Below are 24,036 nucleotides of genomic sequence, written 5' to 3'. Positions count from 1 at the left end.
GGCTAGGCCGCGAGGGCCATGTCGCCCGCGTGCACGGACTGTGCCTGCAGCAGGGTCCGGCTGGCCTCGCCGGCCCAGGAGCGGCCCGGGACGGTCCAGCCGGCCTCGCCGACGGCGTCCAGACGGGTGCCGCGGGTGACGAAGGTCTGCAGGTCGTCGGCCGCGATGCGGACGAGGTACTCGCGCTGCGAGCGGTCGTCACGCACGGGGAACTCGGCGATGCGGTCGGGGGTGATCGTCGGGGCCGCGAGAGCGGTCCCGAACACGGTGATTCGTTCGTTGCTGGTCATGGTGCTGTACTTCCTGGTCATTCGGCGCCAGGGCGACTCGGTGTCGGCGGACGTCTCAGTCCGGCGCGACGCATCGAGTGCGGGGCGCGCACGTCGAGTTTCAACGTGCTGCTGATCCGTTCGGATCGAGCGGTGGTCTCGGTTGGAATGCGACTCGGGTGAGTCGGTCTCGAGACGTTGGTGTGCGCGAGTCAGATGGGTTCGCTGCAGTGCACCAACCAAGAACTATACGCACACGAGGCGCAGAAGTCCAGCGCAGACCAGGAAGACGGTTCAGGACGCCAGGAACGCGTCCCATCGCGAGCCACCTGCAGCCACGTTGCCGGAGCCGTCGAGCCGAGCAGCGGCCGAGGACGGCTTGCGCGAAGCCTGCGCGTGGATGAGTTCGTCGAACGTGCCGGAGAACCCGAGGCGGGGCAGTGCGGTGGCGACGGCGTGCAGGTCGTCGGTGGACCACCGTGAGAACCCGGCACCGGAGACGTCGAGCGAGGTGGCGACCTCGAGCAGGTGCCCCTCCACGTCGACCGCGGGGTCGACGGAGGTCCACATGTGCCGCTCGATGACCTCGCCGACGCGTCGAGCGCGCGCTGCGTCCCACCCGGCGCCGAGGGCGAAGACGGAGCCCACAGCACCGCCGGCGTCTTCGAACGGCACGTCGTGGGCATCGAACGACGGTGTGACGCCGAGGTCGTGCAGCATCGTCGCGACGAACAGCAGCTCGGGGTCGGGCTCGAGGTCGACGGTCGGGGCGAGCAGGACCGCCCACGCCCACGAGCGCAGGCAGTGGTTCACCAGGGCGGGGGAGGACCAGGTGCGGACGACGTCCAACGCCCGTGCGGCGACGGGGGAGGGCGGGGTGAGCAGGGCTTCGACGTCGAGCGACATGCCACGACAGTAGCGGTGCGACGGAGCCGTAACGGCGCGGAAACGTGCCGGGCCCGAGCCGGAAACAGCGCACCGTTAGCTTTCGGATCACTGAGTACCCGCTCAGCACCCGACCTCCTCCCGAAGGACCTGCACCCATGCAGCACCGCCTCCGGCTGCGCCCCCGCGCGACGATCGTGTCCTCGACACTCGTCGCCGCCGGGGCGATCGGCCTCGCCGCCCTGACCGCCTCGCCGGCCCAGGCAGCACCGACCGCGACGACCGCCACCATCGACGCCCCCACCACCGCGACCGTCGGCACCGCCTTCGACGTCGACCTGACGATCCCGGCGACGACCGACGTCTACGCCTACGAGATCACCCTCGACGCCGACGCGGACTCCGTGTCGTACGTGGAGGACAGCGTCACCGGTCCCGACGGCGGCTTCGACAGCGTCGAGCAGGACGGCGACGCCCTGACGATCGTGCACACCCGGCTCGGGACGTCCCCGGCGCTCGACGGCGACCTCGCTGCCTCGATCGGCCTGACGCCGACCGCACCGGGCAGCGTCGACCTGGCGGTCACGAGCATCACGCTCGTCGGCTCCGACGGCACCTCGACGACGCTCACCGACCCGGCGAGCACCTCGATCTCGATCGCTGCAGCAGCGACGGCCACCCCGACGCCCACCCCGACGGCCACGCCCACCCCGGGCGCCACCGCCACGGCCGACCCGGGCGCCGGCGCCGGCGACCCCGACCCGACGACCACCGCCGGCCCGAGCGACCCCTCCGGCCCGACCAGCGGCGCCACCGCCGTGGCCGCAGCCGGTGGTGACCGTCCGACCGGCGGCGAACTCGCCTGGACCGGCGCCGACGTCGCCCCGTGGATCGCCGCGTCGCTGGCCCTCCTCGCCGCTGGCGGGACCCTGATCACCCTGCGTGCGCGCCGCGCCCGCCGCGAGCGCACCGGAGCAGCCGAATGACCGCCACCAGCCGGAAGCGCACGGCCGTCGCCGGCGCCTCGCTCATCGCCCTCGTCGGCACCGTCCTCGCCGCGACCCCCGCGATCACGGCCGCAGCAGCACCGGCAGCCGTGGACGCCAGCCCCGCCGCGATGCTCGCGCCGTACTACACGGACCTCGACCTGACCGGCGACGACCAGGTCACGAAGGCCGACCTCGCGGTGCTCACCGAGCACCTCGGGGCCACGAGTGCCAGCGGTGACTGGGCGACGGTCAGCGCCGCGGACACCGACGCCGACGGCACGATCACCGTCGCGGACCTCGCGGCGCTGTCCCAGCGGATGATCTACGACGACGGCCCGTTCACGCTCGTCGAGGCGTCCACCATCGACATGCAGGCTGCGATGAACGCCGGGGTCACCACCTCGGTCGCCATCACCCAGGACTACCTCGACCGCATCGCCGCGTACGACCGCACCAAGGTCGACTCCGCGTCGACCGGCCGCGCGCTCAACTCGATCGTCACGACGAACGCCGAGGCCCTCGCCGCGGCGAAGACGGCGGACACCGAGCGTGCCGAGCACGGCATGACGAGCATGCTGCTGGGCGTGCCGATCGCGGTGAAGGACAACTACGACACCAAGGACATGCCGACCACGGGCGGCTGCGGCTGCTGGGACGACAACCAGACCGACACCGACGCCACCATGGTCGCCGGACTGCGAGGGGCCGGTGCGGTGATCCTCGCCAAGGCCAGCCTCGATGAGTTCGCCTACGGCTTCGTCTCGGAGTTCTCGTCGAACCAGCCCGCCGGTTCGTCCCTGCTGGTCGCCAGCCCGTACAACACGGCGCAGACCGCCGGTGGCTCCAGCGGCGGCACCGGTGCGGCGATCGCAGCGAACCTCGCCGGCATCGGGTTCGGCACCGACACCGGTGGCTCGATCCGCATCCCGTCGACGTACAACCAGCTCGTCGGCATCCGCCCGACGGTCGGCCTGGCCAGCCGCGACGGCATCATCCCGCTCGCGCTGTCGCAGGACACCGGCGGGCCCATCGCCCGCTCGGTGACCGACGCGGCCGTCGCGCTCGACGCCGTGACCGGCGTGGACGCGGCCGACCCCGTCACGAGCGCGCAGTCCGGCAAGGTGCCGACCTCGTACACGTCGTCGCTCGATGCGGACTCGCTCGACGGCGCCCGCATCGGCTACGTCACGAGCATGGTCGGCACGAACGCCACAGCCAAGCGACTGTTCGACGCGTCCGTCGCGAAGCTCGAGGCCGCTGGGGCGACCGTCGTCCCGATCACCGCGACGACGGCCTTCAACCGGGTCCTGTCCGAGGGCAGCGGCAGCACGAACGAGTTCAAGCACGACCTGGACGAGTACGTCGCGAAGCACCTCGACCCCGACGTGACCGCCCGGTCGCTGCAGGGCATCCTGGCCTCGGGCGAGTACGTGCCGAGCCGCAAGTCGACCTACGAGTCCCGCGACCTGATCACCGACGCGCAGTACCAGGCGTGGGCCGGGCCGACGGGGTCGCACACGACGCAGCTCGCCACCGGCAAGCAGCTCGTCACGCAGATGCTCGACGACCAGGACCTCGACTCGCTCATCTACCCGTCGGGCACGCCCTACGGCACGCAGTCGACGAACATGCGTCTGAGCCCGAACACCGGGATGCCGGCGATCACCGTCCCGATGGGGCAGGCGACCGCGGCCGACGGCACGGTCACCGGCGCCGGCGTGAACCTCGAGTTCCTCGGTCGCTCGTTCGACGAGAGCACGCTGATCGGCCTCGGCTACGCCTTCGAGCAGGAGACGAAGGCGCGCACCACGCCCGCGCTGTACCCGGCGCTCGGCTGAGCTGAGCGGGTCGCGATCGCGACCACATGCAGACGGGAGGCCCGGTGCCAGCTGACACCGGGCCTCCCGTCCGTCCGCTCCGTCAGTTCAGGGTCGGGGTGTCCTCCGGCACGACGCCGTCGGCGTACAGGTCGGTCGCCAGGTCGCGGAGCGCGCGCAGCGCGACGCGCTGGGTGAGCGGACCGTAGGAGATGCGGGCCACGCCGAGCGCCTCGTACTCGGCGGCGGGCAGGGCTCCCGGCAGGCCGATGACCGACAGCTTGCCGCGGCCGAGGCCCGCGACGAGCTGCTCCACGACGTCGCGCTGGATCGCGCCGGGCACGAAGACGAGCGCGGCGCCGTTGTCGAGGAACGCCTTGCCGCGTGCGATGGCGTCCGCGATGCTCTCGTCGATCGGACGGTCGCCGCCGCGGGCGATCGCGTCGGTGCGGGCGTTCAACTGGAAGTCGACGCCCTCGGCCTGGGCAGCGGCCGTGATCGCGGCGACCCGGGCGACGGCCTCGTCGAAGGGACGCAGGCGGTCCTCGACGTTGGCGCCGACGATGCCCGAGCCGATCGCGCGGCGGATGGTCTCGGCCGGGTCCTCGTAGCCGTCGTCCAGGTCTGCGGTGACCGGCAGGTCGGTCGCGGCGGCCACGATCGCGGCGCCCGACAGCGCGAGGTCGAGGGGCATCCCGCCGTCCTCGTACCCGTACGACGCGGCGATCGAGTGCCCGGCGGTGGCGATCGCCTTCGTGCCGGGCAGGTCGCTGACGACCTTCGCGGTGATCGCGTCCCACACGTTCACGACGCGGAGGATTTCCGGGGCTTCGTGCAGCTGCTTGAGGGTGGTGGCCTTGTCGGCGGTGCTCGTGCTCATGGGACCGACAGTAGGCGGGGCGACGCCCCGCGTCCCAGGGCGCGCGGAAGACGACGCTGGATGACAGGCGGGCTCGCGCCGGGCCTCCCGGTCGGTGCATGCTGGGACGCATGGCGAGCGACGAGCAGGACCCGGTCGGCACGCTCCGCGGGGTCCGTACGAGCATCAAGTGGACGCGGTACGCGCCCGACGTGCTGCCGCTTTTCGTCGCCGAGATGGACCACGACGTCGCGCCGGAGATCCGCCAGGCCCTGATCGAGCGCGTGTCGCAGTCCGACCTCGGCTACCTCGACGGGCCCGGGCCACTCGCGCCCGCGTTCGCGCAGTTCGCGCTCGACCGCTGGGGCTGGGAGATCGACCCGCCCCGCATCCACCTGGCCACCGACGTCAGCGTCGGCATCGTCGAGTCGCTGCGGCTCGCGCTGCCCGACGGCGGTCGCGTCGCGATCACGCCGCCGGTGTACCCGCCGTTCTTCGAGCTCGTCGACGAGGCCCGATGTCAGGTGGAAGAGGTCCCGCTGCTCGAGCAGTGGGGCCAGTACCGACTCGACCTCGAGGGACTCGAGCGGGCGTTCGTCAGCGGGGTCGGCGTCTTCCTGCTCTGCAACCCGCACAACCCCGTCGGACTCGTGCACGACCGGGCCGACCTGCTCGCGATCGCCGAACTCGCGGCGAAGTACGACGTGCTCGTCATCAGTGACGAGATCCACGCACCGTTGACACACCCGGGCGTGCAGTTCACCCCGTTCGCGGCCGTCGCCGAGCCGGTCGGCGCCCGCAGCGTCTGCGTGACCTCGGCGAGCAAGGGCTGGAACCTCGCGGGCGTGAAGTGCTCGATCATCGTCGCCGGTGACGACCGGACCGCCGCACTCCTCGACACCCTGTGGGAAGAGGTCGCCTGCCGCACGAGCATCCTCGGGCTGCACGCGAACCTCGCCGCGTTCACCGTCGGGACCACCTGGCTCGACGACGTGGTGTCCCGGATCGTGGCCAACGACCGGCTGCTCGCGAAGCTCCTCGCCGAGCACCTGCCCGGTGTCGTCTACACACGGCCGCGCGCGGGATACCTGGCGTGGCTCGACTTTCGCGGTATCGGGCTCGGCGACGACCCGGCCGTGCCGCTGCGCGAGAACGCCTACGTCGCGCTGAACTCCGGGCTCGGGTTCGGGAGCGAGGGGCGTGGGTTCGTCCGCCTCAACCTGGCGTGCTCACCGGAGACGCTGCGCGAAGCCGTGTTCCGCATTGCCTCGGCGTACCCGTCGAGTGCGCAGGAGGGGCTGGTCTGGCACGTCGCGTGAGCGCGTGGAACGGCGTGGTTTGCCGCCTGTGCAGCATCGAGTGAGCACAAGACGTCGGGTCGGCAGCGCGCACTCGACGTCTTCTGCTCACTCGAGCGGGACGCAGCGGCCAGGAGGCCCGGGTCGGCTCAGGCGGGTCGGCGCGCTTCGATGAGGTGGCGCGTCGAGTGCGCCACGAACGGTCCGTCTCGCTGCATCAGCTCGTGCAGGTCTAGCAGGCGGTCGCGGTACCGCTCGACGGTGAAGTCCGGCACCCACCAGATCACCTTCCGGAGCAGGTAGACGACCGCGGCGACGTCGTGGATCTCGATCCGGGTCCGCGCCGTCCGCAGCTCGACGACCTCGAGTCCGGCGGCGCGTGCTGCGTCGGCCTCGTCGTCGTGGTGCCGTCCGCGCCGCTCGACGGGCTTCGGGCCGAGGAAGAACTCGATCAGCTCGAAGACGCTCGCCGGGCCGACGTGCTGGGCGAAGTACGTGCCGCCGGGAGCAAGGACCCGGGCGATCTCGTCCCAGTGGATCGCAGCGGGGTGCCGGCTCGTCACGAGGTCGAAGGCGCCGTCGGCGAAAGGCAGCGGCGGCTCGTCCGGATCGGCGACGACGACCACGCCGCGTGGGTGCAGGAGTCGTGTGGCGGTGGCGATGTTCGGTGCCCAGGACTCCGTCGCCACCGCGGTGGCCGGGAACGCCGGCGCCTCGGCGAGGACCTCGCCACCGCCGGTCTGCACGTCGAGGCTCGCGGTGCCGGAGACCCCGGCGAGGCGACCGAGTCGCTCGCCGAGCATCTTCGCGTCGCCCCACGGCGGGCGTTCCTCGGTGGCACGGCCGTCGAGCCACGAGAAGTCCCAGCCGGTGACGTCGGCGGCTTCGCCGATCGCGATCAGGTCGTCGAACGTGGTGCGCATGCCGTCCATGGTGGCGTCTCGCCGGTGCGAGTGCCAACCGCTGTTCCTCCACAGCATGCCCCGGCTGCAGCCTGTCCACAGATCACCACGGCGCTCCCGGATCGCACTCCGCGGGCCGCCACGGTCGGTGGATGCAGACATACGAGCCGTCCTTGTCCAGCCGCGATAGGCAGACTTGCCTAGTCCTGGTTGGCGAACTACGGTGAAGCGCACGGAGTTGCTTCGCCGGCTCGCTCGGAAGGCTGACGAGAACGATGTCGCGTTCGTGTTCCACCGTCACGGCGGGAGTCACGACCTGTTCCGCTTCGGTCGGAACACGATCGTCGTCCCGAGGCACCGAGAGGTGGAGGAGATGACGGCGCGCGGCATCCTCCGTGACTGCGACCGAGAAGGAGATGGGCGACGATGAGCCGACACACGGTGCGAGCTGAGCGCGGCAAGAAGTACTGGGTGATCTGGATCGACGGGGTCATCCGGACCCAGGCGAAGCGCGAGCGTGAGATCGAGCTCATGGCCCGTGACTGGCTCTCGTTGATGAACGACGACCGCGATCCGGAGTCCTTCGAGCTCGTCGTCGAGGTGTCGATGCCCGAAGCGGCACAGGCGCACCTGGACCGCGCGGTGGCGCTCCGCGAGGAATCCGAGCGAGCGCGCATCGAAGCGGCGAAGGAGACGGCCGCCGCGGCGCTGGTGCTGCACGAGTCCGGGCTCACGGTGCGTGAGATCGGACCGCTGCTCCACGTGTCGCACCAGCGAGCACAGCAGTTGGTCGCCGCCGCTCGCTGACCGGGTCAGTCGATGTACTGGTTGCGCCCGACGACACGGATCTGCAGGTGGTCGGTGCGGTCCATCGCCAGGATCTCGCGGGCGACGAAGCCGACGGCCGGCCAGCGGTCGACCTCGGTGACCATGAACCCGTCGATGAACACCTGCCACGCGCCGCGCTCACGGACCGCCTGCACTTCGTACGTCGCCATGCCGCGAGCGTACCGAAACGGCGCTGTCGTCAGCGAAGTTCGAGCGTCATGTGCACGTCGGCGCGGACGTAGGGGCTCGGCACCAGCTCGTCGTCGCGCAGGTGCCGGAAGCCGAACGCCTCGTACAGGTGCACGGCGCTGGCCAGCTGTGCGTTGCTCTCGAGGTCGATCCGCTGCGCGCCGAGCTCCCGGGCGCGATCGAGGGCAGCGGCGATGAGCTTCCGACCGGTGCCGTGCCCCTGGTGGCCGGGAGCGACGGCCATCTTCACGAGTTCGAACACCCCCGGAGTCGTCGGCACGATGCCGATGCACCCGATCACCTGGTCGTCGAGTCGCGCGACGAAGACGGCGCCGCCGGGCTCGACGACGTGACCGACGGGGTCGCCGAGGAACTTGCGGTCCTCGTCCTCGAGTGCGAAGAACTGCGTGATCCAGGCCTCGTTGAGGACGCGGAACGCCTCGGCGTCAGCGGGGGTGGCGAGGTCGGCGATGGTGACGGTGGAGGTCGCTTCGGGCATGGCTCCATCCTCCGACCCGGATGAGGTCACGTCCAATACTCGTTCGCGTCGATCGATAGGCTGCGTGCATGGATCGGGATCCGGACGTCGACCTCCGCCAGCTCCGCGCGTTCCTCGCCGTGGCCGACGAACTGCACTTCGGGCGCGCGGCCGAACGCCTCCGCATCGCGCAGCCGGCGCTGTCCCAGCAGATCCGCCGCACCGAGCGCGAACTCGGCGTCGACCTGTTCGTCCGGACGAGCCGCAGCGTCGCCCTCACCGCCGCCGGCCAGGTGCTGCAGGGACGTGCGCGGTCGTTGCTCGGGCAGGTGCGCCGTGACCTCGACGAGACGGTCCGGGTCGGTCGAGGTGAGGCCGGCCGGCTCGACGTCGGGTTCGTCGTCTCCGCGCTGCCCCTCGGGCCGATCGAGCGGGTGCAGGCGTTCCGCGAGCGGTACCCGCTGGTCCGTGTGGACCTGACCGAGGGCTACTCGTCGACGCTCCTCGCCCGGATCGTGCGGGGCGAGCTCGACCTGGCCGTCGTGCGCGACCCGGATCCGGATCCCGCCGTGCGGCTGCTGCCGTTCCGGACCGAGGCGTTCGTCGCGGCGGTCCCACGCGGACACCGGCTCGCGGGCCGTGCGGCGATCCGCGGCACCGAGCTCGTGGACGAGCCGTTCGTGTTCTTCCCCGCCGTGGCCGGTTCGCTCGCGACCGAGCGGAACCTCGCCCCGGTCACCGCCGGTGGCCGACGGCCCGCGGTCGTGCAGGAGGCCACGACCTGGGCCACCGTCCTGCACCTGGTGGGCGCGGGACTCGGCGTGACCGTCGCTCCGGAGAGTGCCGCGCTCGCCGCACCGGACACCGTCGTGCTGCTGCCGCTGACCGACAGCGATCACCGCAGCGAGCTGTCATGGGCGATGCGCGCCGACGACGACCGCGAGATCCTGCGCAACTTCGTCGAAGCCGACTGAGCGACGCCGACTGAGCGACGCCCGGCTGGAAGCGCTTCGCTCAGCCGAGCGCGAGCGCGAGCACGGGCGCCCGGTGGTCGCCGAGCTCGTCGACGTGCCACGGCCGTGCACCCCGCAGGGTCAGCCCGAGCTGCACGAGCACGAACCCGACGTGGGGTTCGACGTCCGGGTCCCACGGACCCTCGACCCCGAGGCCGAACGCACCGAGTTCGTCGTCGGCCTCGTCGCGCAGGGTGAGGCGCCAACGGCCGTCGCCGAGTTCCTCGACCACGGCCCAGCGGGCGGTGCCGAAGCGGCTCACGCCGACTTCATGATGTCCGCGGTGAAGTTCTGCACGCGCTGCAGCAGCGAGGCACCGCGCATCGCGATCGTCGCCGGCGGGTTGAGGTGCGGGGGAGCGGTGCGGATGAGCATCGAGCACCCGAGGTCCTCGCAGATGTAGGTGCCGATCGTGTTGCCGTTGCGCCCGGCTTCGCCCGCACGGGGTGCCGAGAACAGCCGCACCTGCGTCGCCGGCTGCGGGGAGTGGCAGAACGAGCACATCGCGGCGATGCCGGCGCGCAGGGACCCGCCCGCGGACCGGACGATGATGCCCACGGGGCGGTCGTCGATCCAGGACACGATGTACCCGCGGCGGGCGGCCTGCGGGTCGCGCCAGCCCAGGAACTCGCGCTCGTCCCAGAGCATCTCGTGCAGGCCGGGGATCGGCAGCTGCGCGAGCTCGTCGGGGGTGGCGTTGACGAACGAGGATCGGATGTCGGCTTCGGTCAGTGGCTTCACGGTCCGATCACCATATGCCTCGCCTCCGACACGTGCTCGCTCAGGACAGACGGGAGGCGCGGATCGCCCCGAGCGCGCTGCTCTCGTCCGCCACCAGGACGGCCCGGCGCAGGGCGTCGCGTCCGACACGTCGGGCTGCGGCGTCGTCGGCGGCGAACTCCACGAGGACGCGTGTCGAGCGCGCCATGGCGCGCGCACCGGGCACCCACGGGACCGCACGTTCGATCGATTCGGCGACCGCGACCGCAGCCGCGTGGTGCTGGGTCAGGTGGGCGCGCTCGTGGGCGACCACCGCCTCCAGTTCGTCCGTCCGCAACCGGTCTGCCAAGCCGGTGCTGACCAGCACACCGCCGCTCCGCCCGGGCACGGCGCAGGCCAGGGCGTGGTCCGCATCGACGACGGCCACCGGGGTGCCGTCGATCTCGCGGTGCGGCGCGACGCCGGAGCGCATGGCCTGGCGGACGGCCTCGTGCTCGGGCCCGGGCCGGACGCGGACGGCGACGACGAACGCGATGACCGCGAGCAGTGCGACGCCGACGTTGAAGCCGTGCGTGGGGGAGCCGTCACCGCCGAGGAGTTCGGTGAGCGGGCGGTCGGCGAGCACGACGAGGGCGATGCCGGCGACGAACCCGACGACGCCGAGCAGCACCGCGAGCGACCAGCAGACCAGGGCGGTGCGCGGGCGGTCGATGGTCCAGGCGGACCGGGTCAGCACCCGCGGTGCGAACACGACCACCAGCAGGGCGAGGACGATGAGCGCGATGCCGGCGACGACCACGGAGCGACCCCGGTCAGGAACGTGCGCGGGCGTCGAGGGCGCGGCGCAGGGCCTCGAGATCGTCGGAGGCGAGCGAGCCGGTGAACTGCAGCAACGCTGCTTCACGGTCGGCCGAGGCGGCGAGCGCACTCGACATGAGGGACGCGGTCTGTTCGTCGCGGCTGTGCACGGCACGGAAGCTCAGCGGGGCGTCGTCGTGCTCCTGCCGCTCCACCTGGCCCTTGCGGCCGAGCCGGTCGAGGACGGTGAGCACGGTGGTCAGCGCCGGCCGGGGCTCCGGGAAGGCATCGAGCACCTGTCGTGCGGTGAGGCCGTCGGTCACGGAGCGGAGCGCGTCGAGCACCGCTTGCTCGAGCTGCCCCCTGGGGCGTGATCGCTGTCCGGCCATCCCCGCATTCTACGAGATGTCGAAGGCCGGCACGCGACACACGTTCGTAACGCGGTCTCGGTATGCTCAGCGCGGACAACTGAACACACCGGCCGCTCATCCGTCGCGGGAGACGCCGTGCAGTGCCCATGGGCGCACGCACGGCACCGAAGGAGCAATCCCCCCGTCAATCTCTCAGGTCCCACACCGCAGCGGACAGGCCACTCTGAAAAGCAGACGCTCAGTCGTCTCGCCCACGGTGAAAGCCGCCGGACCTCACGGGCCGCGGTGAAACTCTCAGGCCCATGACAGAGGGGGAGTTCCACCCGGCGATCGTCGCCGGGCCCTGCTGATGCCAGGAGAACTCCGCCATGAGTCCGACGCCACTGCGTTCGTCCCCGCTCGAACCCGCGCACGAAGCCGCCGGTGCGACCTTCACCGACTTCGCCGGGTACCGCATGCCCGTGCGCTACTCGTCCGACCTCGCCGAGCACCACGCCGTGCGCCAGTCGGCCGGGGTCTTCGACCTGTCGCACATGGCCGAGATCGGCGTCACCGGTCCGGACGCCGTCGCGTTCCTCGACCACGCGCTCGCCGGCTCCTTCGGCGCGATGCCGCTCGGCCGCGCGAAGTACTCGCTGCTGCTCGCCGAAGACGGCGGGATCCTCGACGACCTCGTCGTGTACCGCACCGACGACGACGTGTTCCTCGTCGTCGCGAACGCCTCGAACCGCGAGGTCGCCGTCGCCGCACTGTCCGCGCGCACCGACGGGTTCGACGTCGCGGTGTCGGACGACTCGGACAGCACCGCACTCGTCGCGATCCAGGGCCCCGCGGCCGCCGGCACGCTCGACGCCCTCGTCGTCGCCGACCGCCTGCAGCCGGAGAGCCCCCTCGACGACCTCGGCTACTACCGCGCCCTGCACGCCGTGTTCGACGGCTCCGAGGTGCTCGTCGCCCGCACCGGGTACACCGGCGAGGACGGCTTCGAGCTGTACAGCGCACCGGAGGTCGCCCCGGCGATCTGGGACGCGCTGCTCGAGGCCGGTGCCGACCGCGGTGTCGTCCCCGCCGGACTGGCGGCACGCGACACCCTGCGGCTCGAGGCCGGCATGCCCCTGTACGGGCACGAGCTCGGCACCGACGTGCGCCCCGCCCAGGCAGGCCTCGGCCGCGTGGTCGCGAAGAGCGGTGACTTCGTCGGCGCTGCCGGTGTCGCGCCGTCGGACGACGCCCGCGTGCTCGTCGGGCTCGTCACCGAGGGGCGCCGCGCCCCGCGTGCCGGCTACGACGTGGTCCACGACGGCGCGGTCGTCGGCACCGTCACCTCGGGAGCCCTCTCGCCGACGCTCGGCCACCCGGTCGCGATGGCCTTCGTGGACCCGGCGCTCGCCACCGAGGGACAAGTCCTGCACATCGACGTCCGCGGAACGGCCATACCCAGCACCGTCACCGCGTTCCCCTTCTACCGCCGTCCTCAGAAAGGCTGATCCCGTGAGCGACCAGACCGCACTCCAGTACACCGCCGACCACGAGTGGCTCCTCGTCGAGGGCGACACCGTCACCGTCGGCATCACCGACCACGCCGCCGAGCAGCTCGGTGACGTCGTCTACGTCGAGCTCCCCGCCGTCGGCACCGCCACCACCGCGGGCGAGCAGATCGGCGAGATCGAGTCCACCAAGAGCGTCGGTGAACTCTTCGCGCCGATCGAGGGCGAGGTCGTCGCGGTCAACGACGCCGTGGTCGATGCCCCCGACACCGTCAACCAGGACCCGTTCGGCACCGGCTGGCTCGTGAAGATCAAGGTCGACGGCACGTCGTTCCCCGAGGACCTGATGGACCACGACGCGTACCGGGCGTCCATCGCATGACCGGCCCCGACGACCAGCAGGTGTTCCAGAACCTGCAGACCGCGTTCGCCGACCGCCACATCGGCACCACCCCGGCCGACCAGCAGACGATGCTCGACACCGTCGGCCGGCCGTCGCTCGACGCCCTGGTCCGCGCCGCGATCCCGGAGTCGATCCACGCAGCACTCGTCACCGACTCGGTGATCCCCGCCGCCGTCGGCGAGACCGAGGCGCTCGCCGAACTCCGCGCCAAGGCCGGGCGCAACACCGTCCGCCGCGCCATGATCGGCCTCGGCTACCACGGCACCCACACCCCCGCCGTGATCCAGCGGAACGTGCTCGAGAACCCGAGCTGGTACACGGCCTACACGCCGTACCAGCCGGAGATCTCGCAGGGCCGGCTCGAAGCGCTCATCAACTTCCAGACGATGGTCTCCGACCTGACGGGCATGGCCACCGCCGGCGCCTCGATGCTCGACGAGGGCACCGCCGTGGTCGAGGGCATGCTCCTCGCCCGCCGCGCCTCCAAGGTGAAGGGCGACGCGTTCCTGGTCGACGACGACCTGCTGCCGCAGACCCGCGCGCTGCTCGACCACCGCGCCGACGCCGTCGGCATCACGCTGCGGGCGTTCGACCCCGTCGCCGGGCCGACCGACGAACAGCTCGACGGCGCCTTCGGCGTGATCGTGCAGTACCCCGGTGCCTCCGGCCGGATCGTCGACCCGTCGTCGATCATCGAGCGCGTCCACGCCGGCGGCGGCATCGCCGTCGTCGCGGCCGACCTGCTCGCCATGACCCTGCTCGCCAGCCCCGGTGACCTGGGTGCCGACGTCGCCGTGGGCACGAGCCAGCGCTTCGGCGTCCCGCTCGGCTTCGGCGGCCCGCACGCCGGCTACCTCGCCGTGCGTGCCGGGCTCGAACGCCAGCTGCCCGGTCGCCTGGTCGGAGTGTCCTTCGATGCCGACGGTGCGATGGCCTACCGCCTCAGCCTGCAGACCCGCGAGCAGCACATCCGCCGCGAGAAGGCGACGAGCAACATCTGCACCGCGCAGGTCCTGCTCGCCGTGATGGCCTCGATGTACGCCGTCTACCACGGGCCCGAGGGGCTGCGGTTCATCGCGGACCGGGTCGCCCGGACGACGTCGGCGCTCGCCGCGGTCGCCCGCGACGCCGGCCTCGACGTCGTGCACGACGCGTACTTCGACACGCTCACCCTGCGGGCCACCGGTCGCGCCGGGGCGATCGTCGGCGCAGCGCAGGACGCCGACTTCCTGCTGCACCAGGTGGACGAGGACGTGTTCCAGCTCTCCGTCGACGAGACGACCACGCCCGACGACGTCACGCGACTGGCGGGCGTGTTCGGGGCGGTGGACGTGACCGTCCCCGCGACCGAGGTGGCCGTGCGGGACGCGGCCACGGGCCTCCCGGCCGGTCTGCTGCGCGAGAGCGAGTACCTGACGCACCCCGTCTTCAGCGCGCACCGCAGCGAGACCCGCATGATGCGGTACCTGAAGCACCTGGCCGACAAGGACTACGCGCTCGACCGGGGCATGATCCCGCTCGGCAGCTGCACGATGAAGCTCAACGCGGCGACCGAGATGGCCGCGGTGACGTGGCCGGAGTTCGCGAACATCCACCCGTTCGCGCCGCGCGGCGACGTCGAGGGCTACCTCGACATGATCGGTGACCTGGAGTCCTGGCTGGCCGAGGTCACCGGGTACGACACCGTGTCCCTGCAGCCGAACGCGGGCAGCCAGGGCGAGCTCGCCGGACTCCTCGCGATCCGCGGGTACCACCTGGCGAACGGCGACACCGCGCGCACCGTCTGCCTCATCCCGTCGAGCGCGCACGGCACGAACGCCGCGTCCGCGGTGCTCGCCGGCATGAAGGTCGTCGTGGTCGCCTGCGACGAGAACGGCAACGTCGACCTCGAGGACCTGCGGGCGAAGACGGAACAGCACGCCGACACCCTCGCGGCGCTGATGATCACGTACCCGTCGACCCACGGCGTGTACGAGCACGACATCCGCGAGATCTGCGACGCCGTGCACGACGCCGGCGGCCAGGTCTACGTCGACGGCGCGAATCTCAACGCACTGCTCGGCCACGCCCGCTTCGGCGACTTCGGCGGCGACGTCTCGCACCTCAACCTGCACAAGACCTTCTGCATCCCGCACGGCGGCGGCGGACCCGGTGTCGGTCCGGTCGCGGCGAAGGCACACCTGGCGCCGTACCTGCCGGGGCACCCGTTCGCGCAGCAGGCCGACCGACGGCCCGGTTCGACCGCGGCCGAGGCCGACGACCGCCTGGCGCACGCCGGCGGCCCGGTCAGCGCGGCGCCGTACGGCAGCCCGAGTATCCTGCCCATCACGTGGACCTACGTCCGGATGATGGGGCTCGAAGGCCTCACCCGTGCGACCGAGGCAGCCGTGCTCGGAGCGAACTACATCGCGGCCCGACTGCGCGACGCGTTCCCGGTGCTCTACACGGGCGAGGACGGCCTCGTGGCGCACGAGTGCATCCTCGACCTGCGGCCACTGCGCGACGCCACCGGCATCACCGTCGACGACGTCGCGAAGCGCCTGGTCGACTACGGCTTCCACGCCCCGACCATGTCGTTCCCGGTCGCCGGCACCCTGATGGTGGAGCCGACCGAGAGCGAGGACCTGGCCGAGCTCGACCGCTTCGTCGACGCGATGCTCGCCATCCGTGCCGAGGCCTCGGCGGTGGAGCGCGGAGAGTGGCCGGCGGACGACAACCCGCTCGTGCACGCCCCGCACACGGCCTCGTCGGTGATCTCGGGGGAGTGGGAGCACGCCTACACCCGCGAGCAGGCCGTCTACCCGCTGCCGGGCATCAGCGGCCGCAAGTACTGGCCGCCGGTGCGCCGGATCGACCAGGCGTACGGCGACCGCAACCTGGTGTGCGCGTGCCCGCCGGTGGAGGCGTTCGCCTAGCGACCCGCGTCCACCGGCGTGACGGGCAGGTGCTCCGCCCACCAGGCGAGGACGTGCTCGAACCGCTGCACGCGGTGCCACGGCGTGCCGGAGCGGGAGAGCTCGTGGCCCTCGCCGGGGAACACGAGGAACGACGCGTCGACTCCTGCGCGCCGGAGGGCCACGAACTGGCGCTGCCCCTGCTCGATCGGGCAGCGCCAGTCCGCTTCCGAGTGCGCGACCATGAACGGGATCGTGACCTGCGCGGCGTACGTCAGCGGGCTGCGGCGACGCTGCTCTTCCGGGTCGGCGCCGACGTACGCGTCGGCGAAGTACCAACCGATGTCGGAGCTGCCCGCGAACGAGTCCCACGCGTTCACGGCGCGCTCGCTCCACGCGGCGACGAACCGCTGGCCGTGGTGGGCGGCGACCCAGCTCGTCATGAACCCGCCGTAGGAGCCGCCCATGATGCCGACGCGTGCCGCGTCGAGGTCGGGGCGCTCGAGCGCTGCGTCGAGCAGGGCGAGCACGTCGTCGACGTCGACGGTGCCCATCGCCCCGATGACCGCGCGGCCGTGGTCGAGTCCGTAGCCACCGGATCCTCGCGGGTTGCCGATGACGACGGCGTACCCGGCACTGGCGTAGACCTGCGCCTCGTCGAAGAACGCCCAGGTGTCCTGGCCGAACGGTCCGCCGTGCACCACCCGGAGGACGGGGTGCGGCCCCTCGCCCTCGGGCAGGACGACCCAGCCGTGCACCGGGGTGCCGTCTGGAGCTGTGCCGTTGAGCTCCTCGATGCGGCGGACACCGGGGGCTGATGCCTCGGACCGGAGCGGGGCCGCGTAGTCGGTGAGCGCCGTCGGGACGGCATCGTCGGACGCGGTCAGGTCGACCACGTGCACCTCGCCGGGCGAGTCCGTCGTGGCAGCCGTGGCGACCAGGACGTCCCCGTCGACGTCGAAGCCCGAGACGACCAGGCGGCCGCCGAGGACGACCCCCAGCTGGTCCAGCCGGAGCGGAGCCGTCGTGCCGGCCGGGACACGACGGACGGTGACGGTGCCGCGGTCGAGCACCTGCACGAGGACGTCGTCGCGGTGGAACACCGGCATCCCTGCGACGTCGACCGTCTCGCGGGCGGTCAGTCGGACCGGTTCGGAGTCGTGCGCCGCGACCCACAGCCCTTCGGGTTCGCCGACCAGTCGCCCGTCGCGGTGCGACGCCCCGACGTAGTGGACGGTACGGTCCGGGGCGATCGCGATCGAGCTGACAGAGCCCTCGGTCCGGACCGCCAGCGCCATCGTGCCGTCGGACGCGTCGACGCGGTACAGGTCGTCGTCGTGGCTCTCACGCACACCGAGGTCTCGCGGGGCGACGACGAGGAGCGCGCCGCCGTCCGGGTACCAGGCCGGTGCGGAGACCGAGCAGGGCGCACTCGTGAGCGGGGAGTCCACCGGTGCCGCTGCCGGGTCGGTGACGTCGACGACCACGATCTGCTGCGGCTTGTCGAGCAGGTACCCCGTGCCGTCGACGTGGAAGTCGAGCCGGGACACGAGCCGCGGCGCCTCGGCGGCCGCTGCCGGGCGACGGTCGCCGCCGGGGACTGCGGAGCCGTAGCGTCCGGGTTCGGGGAAGCGTGCGGTCACGGCGACGCGTGTCGAGTCGGGGGACCAAACGGGGTCGCCGGCACCGAGGGGGAGCGCGGTGACGACGCGGGCCTCGCCGCCGTGCACCGGTGCGACGGCGAGCTGCGGGTGTGCGACGCCGTGGTCGTCCCGGACGGACCGGAGGAAGGCGAGCGAGCGACCGTCGGGGGACAGGGCCGGCGAGGAGTCGCGGTCACCGGACGTCCAGCGGACCACGCCCTCGGCGGTCACGCGCTCGATGGTGCTGCGGTACGCGTCCTGTTCGAGGTCCGGACGCGAGACGGCGACGAAGGCCGCTCCGCCGTCCCCGGGATCACCGCTGACGGTGGGGGAGGAGGGGACGTGGAGATGGGGGATGTCGTTCGCGAGCACGTGTTCACGGTACGGCTGGTGCGGCGCGGATGCCCGGGTCCTGAGGGGGACTCGGAACAGATCTTCCTTGCACAGAACTGTGTCGCAGTGCAACAAGTTTCATGCAGATGCAACAAAAGCGCGAGGGCGTTCAGCAAGCGCGCGAATCTTGCATCTTCTCGCAAGGATCGTGCAAGTTGGTTACCGGCTTGTAACCGTTCGCTCCAGGGTTTGGAGGCTGCTGTCCACCTTGCCTACAGTGCAGATGTCAAACGCGCCCGGGTGACACCGCTGTGCCCTTGCGCGTCCCATGCACCAGGAGGAACCTTGATCAAGAAGCGCGCCGGGCTCACAGCCCTCGCCGTGCTCGGGGCCACAGCACTCGCCCTGACCGCCTGCTCCAGCAACAGCAACAGTGGGGGTGGCTCGGGCTCGTCCAACGCCTCCGGCATCGTCACGACCAACGGCAGCGAGCCGCAGAACCCGCTGATCCCGTCGAACACCACCGAGACCGGTGGCGGCAAGATCATCGACTCGCTCTTCGAGGGCCTCGTGTCCTACGACGCCGACGGCAAGTCCGTCAACGAGGTCGCGAAGAGCATCGACACCGATGACTCGAAGACCTTCGACATCAAGCTGAACACGAACTACACGTTCACGAACGGCGAGAAGGTCACCGCGGAGTCCTTCACCAAGGCCTGGAACTGGGCCGCGCAGAAGTCGAACGCCCAGGGCGCCAGCTACTTCTTCGAGAACATCGAGGGCTACAACGCCGACAAGGACTCGGAGCTCACGGGCCTCAAGGTCGTCGACGACGACGAGTTCACCGTCACGCTGAAGTCGGCCCAGTCGGACTTCCCGCTGTCGCTCGGCTACTCGGCGTTCGTGCCGCTGCCGTCCTCGTTCTACGACGACACCAAGGCGTTCGGTGAGAACCCGATCGGCAACGGTCCGTACAAGCTCGACGGCAAGAAGGCCTGGACGCACAACCAGTCCATCAAGCTCGTCACCAACAAGGACTACGAGGGCAAGCGCAAGCCGAAGAACGGTGGTCTGACGATCACGTTCTACGCTTCGCAGGACACCGCGTACTCCGACGCGCAGGGCGGCAACCTCGACGTCCTCGACGCCGTGCCGGACAGCGCCTTCAAGACGTACAAGTCGGACTTCCCGGACTCGAACGTCAACCAGCCGGCCGCCATCTTCCAGGCGATCTACCTGCCGTTCTACCTCGACCACTGGAAGGGCGAGGAAGGGACGCTCCGTCGTGAGGCCGTCTCGATGGCCATCAACCGCAAGCAGATCACCGACAAGATCTTCGACGGCACGCGCACCCCGGCGAAGGACTTCACGTCGCCGGTCATCGCGGGCTGGAACGACGACCTCGACGGCTCCGACGTCCTGGACTACAACGAGTCCGAGGCCAAGAAGCTGTGGGCTGAGGCCGACAAGATCTCGAAGTACGACGACACCCTCACCATCACGTACAACGCCGACGGTGGGCACGAGGCGTGGGTGACCGCGGTCACGAACTCGATCTCGAACACGCTCGGCATCAAGGCCGAGGGCAACGCGATCCCGACGTTCCAGGAGGCCCTTGACCTCCAGACGAACGACAAGCTCACGGGCGGCAGCCGCACCGGTTGGCAGGCCGACTACCCGTCGCTGTACAACTTCCTCGGCCCGACCATGGGTGAGGGCTCGTCGAACAACTACTCGCGGTACGACTCCAAGGAGTACAACGAGCTGCTCGCCGAGGGCCGTTCGGCCGCCACGGTCGAAGAGGGCAACAAGGCCTTCGACCAGGCCCAGGAGCTCCTGTTCAAGGACCTCCCGGAGATCCCGCTCTGGTACTCGAACGTCACCGGTGTCTGGAACGCAGACAACGTGTCCAACGTGAAGTTCGGTTGGAACTCGGTGCCGCTGTACTACGACATCGAGGTCAAGAACTGATCTAGGTCTCCCAGAGACCAAAGCGCGAGCAGGTATCCTGCCTCGCGACCACCGGACGGGGGTTCGGGGACCACAACGGTCCTCGAACCCCCGTACCTCGGCGGCAACACCTCCCCACCACATCGGGCGCCGCCGCCCGAACCGGACATCCGTGCCGACCCTCGGAACGTCCACCCCTCACCACAATGAACCTGATCGACATCGCTCCGGACCGGGCAGGGATCTGATGCTCTGGTACCTCGGCAAGCGCCTCCTGCAACTCATCCCCGTGTTCTTCGGGGCCACGTTCCTCATCTACTTCATGGTGTTCTCGCTGCCCGGCGACCCCATCGCAGCGCTGTTCGGCGACCGCCAGCCGTCGCCGCAGGTCATCGAGACCCTGCGCCAGCAGTACAACCTGGACAAGCCGTTCATCGTCCAGTACCTGCTCTGGATCGGCGGGGTGTTCCGCGGCGACCTCGGCGTGACCTACTCGGGTCTGCCGGTCAGCCAGCAGCTCGCCTCGGCGTTCCCGATCACCGCTCGCCTCGCGATCCTCGCGCTCGTGTTCGAGGCCGTCGCCGGCATCGTCGTCGGCGTCATCGCGGGTCTGCGTAAGGGCAAGCTCTTCGACGCCACCGCCCTGGTCGTGTCGCTCCTGCTCATCTCGGTGCCGACCTTCGTCGTCGGGTTCGTGCTGCAGTACGTGTTCGGCATCAAGCTCGGGTTGTTCCGGGTCACGGTGTCCGGGCAGGCGCCGTGGGACGAACTGATCCTGCCGGCGATCGTGCTGGCGTCCGTGTCGTTCGCCTACATCGTGCGGCTCACCCGCGCGAGCGTGGCGGAGAACACCACGGCGGACTTCGTGCGTACCGCGACCGCGAAGGGCCTGCCCCGTCGTCGAGTGGTGGGCGTGCACATCTTCCGGAACTCGCTCATCCCCGTGGTGACCTACCTGGGTGTCGACATCGGCAACCTGATGGTCGGTGCGATCGTCACCGAGGGCATCTTCAACATCAACGGTGTCGGCGGCACGGTGTTCCGCGCCGTCAAGCTCGGCGAGGGCCCGACGGTGGTCTCCTTCGTCGCCGTGATGGTCATCATCTTCATGCTCGCCAACCTCCTGGTGGACCTGCTCTACGCCGTCCTGGACCCGAGGATCCGCTATGCCAAGTAACGCCGCACCCCGCTCGGCGACGCACTTCGTCGCCCCGCTGGAGGAAACGCCCCTGCAGGCGATCGACCAGGTCAACGAGGACGAGAAGACCCGTTCCCTGTGGACCGACGCCTGGGAGTCCATGCGGACCCGCCCGACGTTCTGGATCTCCTCGATCCTGATCCTGCTGATCATCGTCGTCGCGGTCTTCCCCGGGCTCTTCGCCCACGTCGACCCGCGTGCGTCGAACCTCGACAACAGTGACGGCGGACCCGAGGCCGGGCACATCCTCGGCTTCACGCGTCAGGGTTCCGACGTCTACGCCCGCGTGATCTGGGGCGCCCAGAACTCGCTCATCGTCGGCATCGTCGCGACGGTCCTGGTGTCCATCGTCGGCATCGTGATCGGTGCGCTGGCCGGGTTCTACGGCGGCTGGCTCGACACGATCGTGTCCCGCATCGGTGACATCTTCTTCTCGATCCCCACCGTCCTCGGTGCGATCGTGATCATGTCCGTCATCCCCGCGCGGAACGCGATCACCGTCGCGCTCGTGCTCTCGGCCTTCGCGTGGCCGCAGATCGCCCGCATCATGCGCGGTGCCGTCCTGAGCGCCAAGCAGGCCGACTACGTCATGGCGTCGGCGGCCCTCGGCGCCAGCCGGTTCCGGACGCTCGTGCGCCACGTCATCCCGAACTCGTTGGCTCCGGTCATCGTGGTCGCGACCGTGTCGCTCGGCACGTTCATCGTGGCCGAGGCGACCCTGTCGTTCCTCGGCATCGGACTGCCGCCGTCGGCCCTCAGCTGGGGTCTCGACATCGGCACGGCGCAGACGTCGATCCGCACCAACCCGTCGACGATCTTCTGGCCGTCGGCCGCGCTGTCCATCACCGTGCTCGCGTTCCTGCTCCTCGGTGACGTGGTGCGCGACGCGCTCGACCCGAAGGCGAGGGCCCGCCGATGAGCGAGACGCTGACCAACCCCACCGGCCGACGCACCAACGCCGACGGCGCCCCGCTGCTCGAGATCCGCAACCTGCAGGTCGGCTTCAAGACGCAGTCCGGTCTCGTGCAGGCCGTGCGCAGTGTCGACCTCACCCTCGAGCAGGGCGAGCGTCTGGCCATCGTCGGCGAGTCCGGTTCCGGCAAGTCGACGAGCGCCCAGGCGATCATCAAGCTGCTGCCCGGCACCGGTCAGGTCACCGGCGGGTCGATCAAGTTCAACGGGCGCGAGCTCGTCGGGCTGAGCGACAAGGAGATGTCCGAGATCCGCGGGAAGGAGATCGGCTACGTCCCACAGGACCCGATGTCGAACCTCAACCCGCTGTGGTCGATCGGTTTCCAGGTCGAGGAGGCGATCCGTGCGAACGGCATGGCCACCGGCAAGAAGGCGGTCCGCGACCGTGCGATCGAGGTCCTGAAGGAAGCGGGCCTCGGCGACGCCTCGACCCGCCTCAAGCAGTACCCGCACGAGTTCTCCGGCGGTATGCGACAGCGCGTGCTCATCGGCATCGGTCTGTCGAGCCGCCCGCAGCTGCTCATCGCCGACGAGCCGACGAGCGCGCTCGACGTCACGGTCCAGCGCGTCATCCTCGACCACCTCGAGAGCCTGACCCGCGACTTCGGCACCTCGGTGCTGTTCATCACGCACGACCTCGGCCTCGCCGCCGAGCGGGCCGAGAAGCTCGTCGTGATGTACAAGGGCCAGGTCGTCGAGGCCGGTCCCTCGAAGGAGATCCTGGCGAACCCGCAGCACCCGTACACGCAGCGCCTGGTCGCCGCGGCGCCCTCGCTCGCGAGCCGCCGCATCCAGTCGAAGGTGCAGCACGAGCGCATCGAGATCGCCGACGCCGGCAACGACGACGCCGAGCTCATCGCCCGGGCGCAGGAGCGGGAGCACCGTCCCGCCGAGGACCTCATCGTGGTGAAGAACCTCGAGAAGATCTACAAGCTGCGTGGCAAGAGCCTCGCCACCCGCGAGCTCAAGGCCGTCGACGACGTGTCGTTCGCGATCCCGAAGGGCACCACCACGGCGCTCGTCGGCGAGTCCGGTTCGGGCAAGTCGACCGTCGCCAAGCTGGTGCTGCAGCTCGAGAGCATCTCGAGCGGCACCGTGCAGTTCGACGGCATCGACATCGGCGCGCTGAAGGGCAAGGACCTCTTCGACTTCCGCCGCCGTGTGCAGCCGGTGTTCCAGGACCCGTACGGCTCGCTGGACCCGATGTACAACGTCGGGAACACGATCGCCGAGCCGCTCGCCACGCACAAGGTGGGCGACAAGGCATCGCGCCGGGCCCGCGTGCTCGAGCTGCTCGACCAGGTCGCGCTGCCGAAGTCGATGGTCAACCGCTACCCGAACGAGCTCTCGGGCGGGCAGCGGCAGCGCATCGCCGTCGCTCGCGCGCTCGCGCTCAAGCCGGAGGTCATCGTCCTCGACGAGGCCGTCTCCGCGCTCGACGTGCTCGTGCAGGGGCAGATCCTCGACCTGCTGACGGAGCTGCAGACCGAACTCGGCCTGACCTACCTGTTCATCACGCACGATCTGGCGGTCGTCCGCCTGGTCGCGGACAACGTGTGCGTCATGCGCCAGGGCAAGATCGTCGAGAAGGCGACGACCGACGAGGTCTTCGCCGCCCCGAAGGAGCAGTACACGAAGGACCTCCTGGCTGCCATCCCCGGCGCCGGGTTCGAGTTCGGACGCTGATCCTGCTGGACACGAACGAGGCCGGACGTCCCGTCGTCCTCCGCGCTGGTCGCA

23 protein-coding genes and 1 riboswitch are annotated in these 24,036 nt (G+C 70.6%); of the genes, 12 read left to right on the top strand and 11 right to left on the bottom strand.

What is annotated here, in order from left to right; genetic code table 11:
* Positions 1-2: 2 nt before the first annotated feature.
* Positions 3-290, bottom strand: a complete 288-nt coding sequence (locus EDF53_RS14110; protein ID WP_111084949.1) for a hypothetical protein — start codon at positions 288-290, stop codon at positions 3-5.
* 273 nt (positions 291-563) lie between these two features.
* Positions 564-1,175, bottom strand: coding sequence for an HD domain-containing protein (locus EDF53_RS14105; RefSeq protein WP_123294132.1), 612 nt, complete (start codon positions 1,173-1,175; stop codon positions 564-566).
* A 137-nt stretch (positions 1,176-1,312) separates the two neighbouring features.
* Here EDF53_RS14105 and EDF53_RS19425 point away from each other — a divergent pair, with 137 nt between their 5' ends.
* Both EDF53_RS19425 and EDF53_RS14100 read left to right on the top strand, forming a co-directional pair.
* Complete coding sequence (locus tag EDF53_RS19425; RefSeq protein WP_185021051.1) at positions 1,313-2,140, top strand: hypothetical protein; 828 nt, start codon at positions 1,313-1,315, stop codon at positions 2,138-2,140.
* The gene (locus EDF53_RS14100) at positions 2,137-3,981 is read left to right on the top strand and encodes an amidase family protein (RefSeq protein ID WP_123294131.1); all 1,845 of its coding nucleotides are present in this window, start codon (positions 2,137-2,139) and stop codon (positions 3,979-3,981) included. The genes EDF53_RS19425 and EDF53_RS14100 overlap by 4 nt, the downstream gene beginning before the upstream one ends.
* Before the next feature lie 82 nt (positions 3,982-4,063).
* On the opposite strand, the gene EDF53_RS14095 is transcribed toward EDF53_RS14100, so the two are convergent.
* Positions 4,064-4,840 (bottom strand): isocitrate lyase/phosphoenolpyruvate mutase family protein, encoded by a 777-nt coding sequence (locus EDF53_RS14095; protein ID WP_123294130.1) that lies wholly within the window; start codon positions 4,838-4,840, stop codon positions 4,064-4,066.
* A 110-nt stretch (positions 4,841-4,950) separates the two neighbouring features.
* Here EDF53_RS14095 and EDF53_RS14090 point away from each other — a divergent pair, with 110 nt between their 5' ends.
* Complete coding sequence (locus EDF53_RS14090; protein WP_254067067.1) at positions 4,951-6,138, top strand: MalY/PatB family protein; 1,188 nt, start codon at positions 4,951-4,953, stop codon at positions 6,136-6,138.
* Positions 6,139-6,266: 128 nt separating this feature from the next.
* Here the strand turns inward: EDF53_RS14090 and EDF53_RS14085 are convergent, their stop codons facing one another.
* On the bottom strand, positions 6,267-7,040 hold the full coding sequence (locus tag EDF53_RS14085; RefSeq protein WP_123294210.1) for a class I SAM-dependent methyltransferase: 774 nt from the start codon (positions 7,038-7,040) through the stop codon (positions 6,267-6,269).
* 405 nt (positions 7,041-7,445) lie between these two features.
* Here EDF53_RS14085 and EDF53_RS14075 point away from each other — a divergent pair, with 405 nt between their 5' ends.
* On the top strand, positions 7,446-7,826 hold the full coding sequence (locus EDF53_RS14075; RefSeq protein ID WP_123294128.1) for a hypothetical protein: 381 nt from the start codon (positions 7,446-7,448) through the stop codon (positions 7,824-7,826).
* A gap of 5 nt (positions 7,827-7,831) precedes the next feature.
* On the opposite strand, the gene EDF53_RS14070 is transcribed toward EDF53_RS14075, so the two are convergent.
* Together EDF53_RS14070 and EDF53_RS14065 are read right to left on the bottom strand one after the other, a co-directional pair.
* On the bottom strand, positions 7,832-8,017 hold the full coding sequence (locus tag EDF53_RS14070; protein ID WP_123294127.1) for a hypothetical protein: 186 nt from the start codon (positions 8,015-8,017) through the stop codon (positions 7,832-7,834).
* Between the two features lie 29 nt (positions 8,018-8,046).
* Positions 8,047-8,535, bottom strand: coding sequence for a GNAT family N-acetyltransferase (locus tag EDF53_RS14065; RefSeq protein WP_123294126.1), 489 nt, complete (start codon positions 8,533-8,535; stop codon positions 8,047-8,049).
* Between the two features lie 68 nt (positions 8,536-8,603).
* Here EDF53_RS14065 and EDF53_RS14060 point away from each other — a divergent pair, with 68 nt between their 5' ends.
* Positions 8,604-9,488, top strand: a complete 885-nt coding sequence (locus EDF53_RS14060) for a LysR substrate-binding domain-containing protein (protein WP_123294125.1) — start codon at positions 8,604-8,606, stop codon at positions 9,486-9,488.
* A 40-nt stretch (positions 9,489-9,528) separates the two neighbouring features.
* On the opposite strand, the gene EDF53_RS14055 is transcribed toward EDF53_RS14060, so the two are convergent.
* Genes EDF53_RS14055 through EDF53_RS14040 form a run of 4 tightly spaced genes read right to left on the bottom strand, consistent with a single transcriptional unit; the run spans position 9,529 to position 11,434 of the window.
* Entirely contained in the window at positions 9,529-9,789 is a 261-nt protein-coding gene (locus tag EDF53_RS14055) for a hypothetical protein (RefSeq protein WP_123294124.1), read from the bottom strand.
* Complete coding sequence (locus EDF53_RS14050) at positions 9,786-10,268, bottom strand: FBP domain-containing protein (protein WP_185021050.1); 483 nt, start codon at positions 10,266-10,268, stop codon at positions 9,786-9,788. The genes EDF53_RS14055 and EDF53_RS14050 overlap by 4 nt, the downstream gene beginning before the upstream one ends.
* A 40-nt stretch (positions 10,269-10,308) precedes the next feature.
* A complete protein-coding gene (locus tag EDF53_RS14045; RefSeq protein ID WP_111084961.1) occupies positions 10,309-11,046 on the bottom strand; it encodes a M48 family metalloprotease in 738 nt (245 codons plus the stop codon).
* A 13-nt stretch (positions 11,047-11,059) separates the two neighbouring features.
* A complete protein-coding gene (locus tag EDF53_RS14040) occupies positions 11,060-11,434 on the bottom strand; it encodes a BlaI/MecI/CopY family transcriptional regulator (protein WP_111084962.1) in 375 nt (124 codons plus the stop codon).
* Positions 11,435-11,530: 96 nt separating this feature from the next.
* Positions 11,531-11,633, top strand: a riboswitch (glycine riboswitch).
* Between the two features lie 151 nt (positions 11,634-11,784).
* On the opposite strand from EDF53_RS14040, the gene gcvT reads away from it, so the two are divergent.
* The 3 genes from gcvT to gcvP are packed head-to-tail and all read left to right on the top strand — an operon-like array spanning position 11,785 to position 16,221.
* Positions 11,785-12,903 carry a glycine cleavage system aminomethyltransferase GcvT gene (gene gcvT / locus EDF53_RS14035; RefSeq protein ID WP_123294122.1) on the top strand — a complete coding sequence of 373 codons (1,119 nt, stop codon included), beginning with the start codon at positions 11,785-11,787 and terminating at the stop codon, positions 12,901-12,903.
* 4 nt (positions 12,904-12,907) lie between these two features.
* Positions 12,908-13,285, top strand: a complete 378-nt coding sequence (gcvH, locus tag EDF53_RS14030) for a glycine cleavage system protein GcvH (protein WP_123294121.1) — start codon at positions 12,908-12,910, stop codon at positions 13,283-13,285.
* Positions 13,282-16,221, top strand: a complete 2,940-nt coding sequence (gcvP, locus tag EDF53_RS14025) for an aminomethyl-transferring glycine dehydrogenase (RefSeq protein ID WP_123294120.1) — start codon at positions 13,282-13,284, stop codon at positions 16,219-16,221. The genes gcvH and gcvP overlap by 4 nt, the downstream gene beginning before the upstream one ends.
* Here the strand turns inward: gcvP and EDF53_RS14020 are convergent.
* Positions 16,218-18,215, bottom strand: coding sequence for a S9 family peptidase (locus EDF53_RS14020; RefSeq protein ID WP_123294119.1), 1,998 nt, complete (start codon positions 18,213-18,215; stop codon positions 16,218-16,220). The genes gcvP and EDF53_RS14020 overlap by 4 nt on opposite strands.
* 306 nt (positions 18,216-18,521) lie before the next feature.
* Between EDF53_RS14020 and EDF53_RS14015 the strand changes: the two genes are divergently transcribed.
* The 4 genes from EDF53_RS14015 to EDF53_RS14000 all read left to right on the top strand — a co-directional run bounded on the left by EDF53_RS14015 (position 18,522) and on the right by EDF53_RS14000 (position 23,982).
* A complete protein-coding gene (locus tag EDF53_RS14015) occupies positions 18,522-20,147 on the top strand; it encodes an ABC transporter substrate-binding protein (protein WP_123294118.1) in 1,626 nt (541 codons plus the stop codon).
* Between the two features lie 226 nt (positions 20,148-20,373).
* Positions 20,374-21,303, top strand: coding sequence for an ABC transporter permease (locus tag EDF53_RS14010; RefSeq protein WP_111084968.1), 930 nt, complete (start codon positions 20,374-20,376; stop codon positions 21,301-21,303).
* Positions 21,293-22,243, top strand: coding sequence for an ABC transporter permease (locus tag EDF53_RS14005; RefSeq protein WP_123294117.1), 951 nt, complete (start codon positions 21,293-21,295; stop codon positions 22,241-22,243). Before EDF53_RS14010 ends, EDF53_RS14005 begins: the two co-directional genes overlap by 11 nt.
* On the top strand, positions 22,240-23,982 hold the full coding sequence (locus EDF53_RS14000; protein ID WP_123294116.1) for an ABC transporter ATP-binding protein: 1,743 nt from the start codon (positions 22,240-22,242) through the stop codon (positions 23,980-23,982). Before EDF53_RS14005 ends, EDF53_RS14000 begins: the two co-directional genes overlap by 4 nt.
* Positions 23,983-24,036: the final 54 nt, after the last annotated feature.

Origin of the sequence: Curtobacterium sp. PhB78 (genome assembly GCF_003751685.1) — a bacterium.
Taxonomy (GTDB): domain Bacteria; phylum Actinomycetota; class Actinomycetes; order Actinomycetales; family Microbacteriaceae; genus Curtobacterium.
Note: the sequence above shows the minus strand (reverse complement) of the source record. Positions and strands in the feature narration are given on the sequence as shown.